General features: G+C 71.9%; 4 protein-coding genes. All 4 read right to left on the bottom strand.

Features of this window, described 5'->3' with window-relative positions:
- Positions 1-29: 29 nt before the first annotated feature.
- The gene (locus ACWGIG_RS35425) at positions 30-620 is read right to left on the bottom strand and encodes a malonic semialdehyde reductase (RefSeq protein WP_453325812.1); all 591 of its coding nucleotides are present in this window, start codon (positions 618-620) and stop codon (positions 30-32) included.
- Positions 621-850: 230 nt separating this feature from the next.
- Positions 851-1,222: an aspartate 1-decarboxylase gene (gene panD / locus ACWGIG_RS35420; protein WP_453325811.1), complete on the bottom strand. Its 372-nt coding sequence runs from the start codon at positions 1,220-1,222 to the stop codon at positions 851-853.
- An 82-nt stretch (positions 1,223-1,304) separates the two neighbouring features.
- A complete protein-coding gene (locus tag ACWGIG_RS35415) occupies positions 1,305-1,517 on the bottom strand; it encodes an MbtH family protein (RefSeq protein WP_453325810.1) in 213 nt (70 codons plus the stop codon).
- Between the two features lie 101 nt (positions 1,518-1,618).
- On the bottom strand, positions 1,619-5,059 hold a 3,441-nt coding region (locus tag ACWGIG_RS35410; RefSeq protein ID WP_453325809.1), incomplete at its 5' end, for a condensation domain-containing protein.

The following is a 5,059-nucleotide window of genomic DNA, read 5'->3' as shown; positions in this document are numbered from 1 at the left end:
GCCGTGAGTCATCCGGGGGAGCGCAGTGCTCAGACGGTGGTGATGACCTCGTCGTAGGCCAGGCGCGGGGAGCGCGGGAACCAGGCGTCCTCGCCCGGCTTGCCGATGTTGACGACCATCAGCGGGGTGTGGTCGTCGTCCAGGAACTCCTTCTGGACGGCGGCGAAGTCGAAGCCCGTCATCGGGCCGGCGGCCAGACCGGCGGCGCGGACGCCGACCAGGAAGTAACCGGCCTGGAGGGTGGCGTTGACCAGGGCGGCCTGCTCGCGGACCGGACGCTCGGAGAAGAAGGCGTCCTTGGCCTGCGGGAAGTGCGGGAACAGCGCCGGGAGCTCCTCGTGGAACTCGTTGTCGGCGGACAGGATCGCGACCAGCGGGGCCTTGGCGGTCTTCGGCTGGTTGCCCTCGGCCATCAGGCCGACGAGGCGCTCGCGGGCCTCGGGGGAGCGGACCAGGGTGACGCGCAGCGGCGACTGGTTGAACGCGGTCGGGCCGTACTTGACCAGGTCGTAGATCGCCTGGACCTGCTCCTCGGTCACCGGCTCGTCGGTGAACGTGTTGGCGGTGCGGGCCTCGCGGAAGAGGAGGTCCTGGGCGGTGGGGTCAAGAACGAGGGACATGCGGCGTGCCTTCCAAACGTGCGGAGGATCAAGCGATGTCGCCACCGTAGAACAGCTTTAGGTTAAGTTTCAACTAAAGGGGGGTGATCGTGGCGGGGCTCACACTCCGCCCGCCGCACCCCTGGCGCCGGCCGCCGGTCCCGGCTCGGCACATCGGCCTGGAGGGACGGGCCGGCGGCAACGCCGGGACCGCACTCCAGGCCGAGTCGGACGAGAGGGCCGTGTGCCGATCAGGAGGCCGGGTCCGTGCCCAGCTTCACCACCTGGTTGTGCTCGTCGACGAAGACGACCTTCGGCTCCAGTGCACGGGCCTCCGCGTCGTCGACCCCGGCGTAGCCGATGATGATGACGATGTCGCCGGGGGCCACCAGCCGGGCCGCGGCGCCGTTGAGGCAGATGACGCCCGATCCGCGCTCGCCCTCGATGACGTAGGTCTCCAGGCGGGCCCCGTTGTTCACGTTCACGATGTGCACCTGCTCGCCCACCAGCAGGTCCGCCGCGTCCATGAGGTCGCGGTCGACCGTCACGGAACCCACGTAGTGCAGGTTGGCCTCGGTGACAGTGGCCCGGTGAATCTTCGACTTCAGCATGATCCGTTGCATGGTGTGTGGCCCTGCTTTCCTGATGTGGGTTCGGACTGGTCGTTCGTGGGAGCGGTGGAGCCCCCGGGGAGGAACTCGCGGATCAGGCCGCGGAGACCGCGTCGGCAAGGCCGGCCGGGCGCATGTCCGTCCAGTTCTTCTCGATGTGGTCGAGGCAGGTCTGCCGGTCGGTCTCGGTCACGACCACCTCCCAGCCCGCCGGCACCACGGCGAACGCGGGCCACAGGCTGTACTGACGCTCGTCGTTGACGAGCACCAGGAACGTGCCGTCCTCGTTGTCGAATGGGTTGGTCACGGTGTCGGTCCTTCGGGTCTCGGTGAGCTGGGTGAGCTCGGGTGTACGGAAGTTGAGGGAGAGCGGTTCGGGGGCCGGGCGGTTCGGGGGTCGGGGGCGGTTCAGACGAGGGCCTTGGCCAGGGCGCGCGCGGTGCGGCAGCGGAAGACGGTCTCGACATCGACCGGGCGGCCCAGCACCGACTCCAGCCGGCCCGCCAGGCGCAGCGCCGTCAGCGAGTCGCAGCCCAGGGCGAACAGGTCGTCGTCCACACCGACGAAGTCCCGGCCGAGCACCTCTGCGACCAGGGCGCACAGCGACGACCGGTCCGGACCGCCGGCGGCCACCGGTTCGGCCGCCATGAAGCGCTCCGTCGGTGCGTCCACGGCCCGGGGCAACGCGGTGAGCAGCTCGCGCAGCCGGTCGGCCGTCTGCCGGGCGAACCCCACGTCGATCAGGTCGGGGCGGTGGCTGACCTCCAGCCGGAGCCTGGCACCGTCGGGGGCGACCATCAGCTTCAACGGGTAGTGGTAGCCGTCGTATCCGGTCACCTCCAGCAGTCTCGGGCCGTCGTCCGGTCCGCCCTGAAACTCCTCGGCGGTCGGGAAGTTCTCGAAGACGACACAGCTGTCGAAGAGGGTGCCCACCCCCGCGATCCGCTGGATCTCCGCCAGGGGCAGATGGTGGTGGGGCAGGAGTTCCGCATGTTCCTCCTGCAGCCGGGCGAGCAGCTCCGCCACCGGCTCGGCGGGATCCAGCCGTACCCGTACCGGAACGGTGTTGATGAACACCCCCACCATGTCCTCGACACCCGGCAGTTCCGCCGGACGGCCGGAGACCGTGGCGCCGAACACGAGGTCGCGCTGCCGCGTGTGCCCGTGCAGGCACAGCGCCCAGGCGGCACGTACCAGCGTGTTGGGTGTGACGCCCTGCCGGCGCGACGCCTCGTGCAGCGCCTCGGTGTCGGCCTCGGACAGCTCGACGACCAGGCTCTCCGGCAGGGCCCGCACCCGGGCGGTGTCGTCGTCGGGGGTGAGCAGGGTGGGTTCCTTGAGGCCTTCCAGCGCCTCGCGCCAGGCCGACCGGGCCGGGCCCTGGTCCTGGACGGCCAGCCAGGACAGGTAGTCGCGGTAGTCGGGGGGCTCCGGCAGGGCGCCGCCGTCGGCGTCGTTGCTGTCGCCCTGGCCCTGGCCCTTGCCGTCGCCGCCCGAGCCGTACAGCCAGAGCAGGTCGCGCAGCAGCAGCGAAGTGGTCCAGCCGTCCACCAGCAGGTGGTGCATGCTCAGGACCACCTGCCGGTGGTCGGGGGCGAGGTCGATGCAGGTGCAGCGCATCAGCGGCGGCCTGGCCGGGTCCATGCGCCGGTGCCGGTCGGCGGCCAGGAGCTCCGTGAGCCGCTCGGCCCGCTCCCGCGGGTCCAGCTCCGTGAGGTCGTACGTGGACCAGGGCATGCGGGCTTCCTCCGGCACGACCTGCACCGGCTCGCCCGATCGCAGCTGCAGGAAGCCCGCCCGCAGCATGGGGTGGCGCCGCAACAGCGCGTCGCAGGCGGCCCGCAGGCGCCGTACGTCGAGCTGCCCCGCCACCTCCAGCGAGATCTGCACGTGGTACACGTCCAGGCCGCGGCTGTCGTACCGGGCGTGGAAGAGCAGCCCCTCCTGCAGCGGCGTCATCGGCAGCACCTGCGAGACGGCCAGGCCCGCCTTGGCGCCGAGCCGGGTCAGTTCCCCGGTGTCCGCCTGGGCCGCCGCCGAGGCGGACACCGCCAGGGTCGCCGCGTGCGTCACGAGCGCGCGCAGCGCGGTGAACCACAGCTGGGCCAGCTCCGCGGCCTCGGCCTCCGTCAGATGCAGCCGGGCCCACATCCAGTGGGCGACCAGGCGCGGCCCCGCAGGACCGTCGTCGACCGCCGCGTTGACCTCGACGACGTGCGGCATCGGCATCCGCGGATCCGCGCCGAGCGGCAGCGCGTCCGACTCGGGCGCCACGTCCCAGTCGTCGTCTCCCGAACCGCCCCTCCTCCCCAGGTAGTTGAATCCGACCTGGGGACTCGCGAAGCCCTTGAGGCCGGCGGCCGTCTCCTGGTTCAGATGGCGCAGCAGGCCGAAGCCGATGCCGTTGCCCGGCACCTCGGCGAGCTGGTCGGCGACCCTGCGCACGGCCGCACCGAGCCGCGGGTCGGCGGGGTCGCTCTCCGCGCTCCAGCCGCCCATGCCCGCGTCGATGCGCACCGGGTACAGGGAGGTGAGCCAGCCGACGGTGGCGGACGGGTCCACGTCCTCGTCGAACTGCTCGCGGCCGTGCCCCTCGACGTCGACGAGAACGGCCGTGCCGTCGGGCGACCGGGGCCGCCAGGCGGCCACCGCGAGCGCCAGACCGGCGAGCAGCACGTCGTTGGTGCGGGCGCCGAACGCGTGGGGCACCGTCGTGAGCAGCGGGGCGGTCAGCGCCGTCGGCAGGGTGAGGACGCTCTCCCCGGCCGTGGCGTAGATGTCGTGGGCGGCGGACAGCGGGACGTCGCTGATCCGGACGCTGCTCCCGTTCAACGTCCGCTTCCAGTGCGGCATTTCGCGTACCACTTCGGAGCTGTGCGCGGCCTCGCGCAGCCTGTCGCTCCAGTCCCGCAGGGTGAGCGGCACGGGCTCCGGGCGCGGGACGGTTCCGGTGGTGGCGCCCTCCCACGCGGTGTACAGGTCGGTGAGCAGGACCCGCCAGGAGACCGCGTCCACCGCCAGGTGATGGACGGTGACGAGCAGTCTGCCCTGGTCGCCCCGGCCCGCGTCGAACCAGGTGACCCGCATCATCGCGCCGTCGTACGGCGCGAGTGCCGCGGCGTCCTGCCGGGCGCAGCCGGTGATCCGGCCCCGCAGGGCCTCCTCGGCCAGCCCTGACACGTCGACCCGGCGCACGGCGTCCGTCAGCGCGCCCCGGTCCACGGGGGCCAGCACCAGTCCGCCACCGCTGTCCAGGCGTCCGCGCAGCGACTGGTGGCGTTCCGCCACGGCCTGAGCGGCGGTGATCAGGTGGTCCAGGCCGAGACCCGGCGGTACGCGCAGGAGGGTCGACTGGTGGAAGGCGTCGATGACGCCGCGGTGTTCGTGCAGCCAATGCATGATCGGCGTCGCGACGGCCGTCGAGGAACCGTGCCGGTCCGCCCCCGTCGCGCCGGAGTCCCGCTGGGCGTTCTCGGTTCGGGCGGGGGTGTGCGGGGTGGTGGTGGGGGTGTTGTTCTGGGGTGTGAGGTGGTGGGCCAGGGCGGTGGGGGTGCGGTGGGTGAAGATGTGTTTGGGGGTGAGGTGGAGGCCTGCTTTGCGGGCGCGGGCGACGAGTTGGATGGCGGTGATGGAGTCTCCGCCGAGGGTGAAGAAGTCGTCTTCGGGCCCGGTGTTGTCCAGGTGGAGGACTTGAGCGAAGAGCTGGGTGAGGGTGTCCGCCGCGTCGTCGGGTCGGGCGGGTTGGTGGTCCGGTGCGGGGGTGTGCGGGGTGGTGGTGGGGGTGTTGTTCTGGGGTGTGAGGTGGTGGGCCAGGGCGGTGGGGGTGCGGTGGGTGAAGATGTGTTTGGG

This window comes from Streptomyces sp. NPDC054863 (assembly GCF_053610825.1).
The sequence above is the reverse complement of the archived record's forward strand: the minus strand, read 5'-3'. Positions and strand labels throughout refer to the sequence as shown.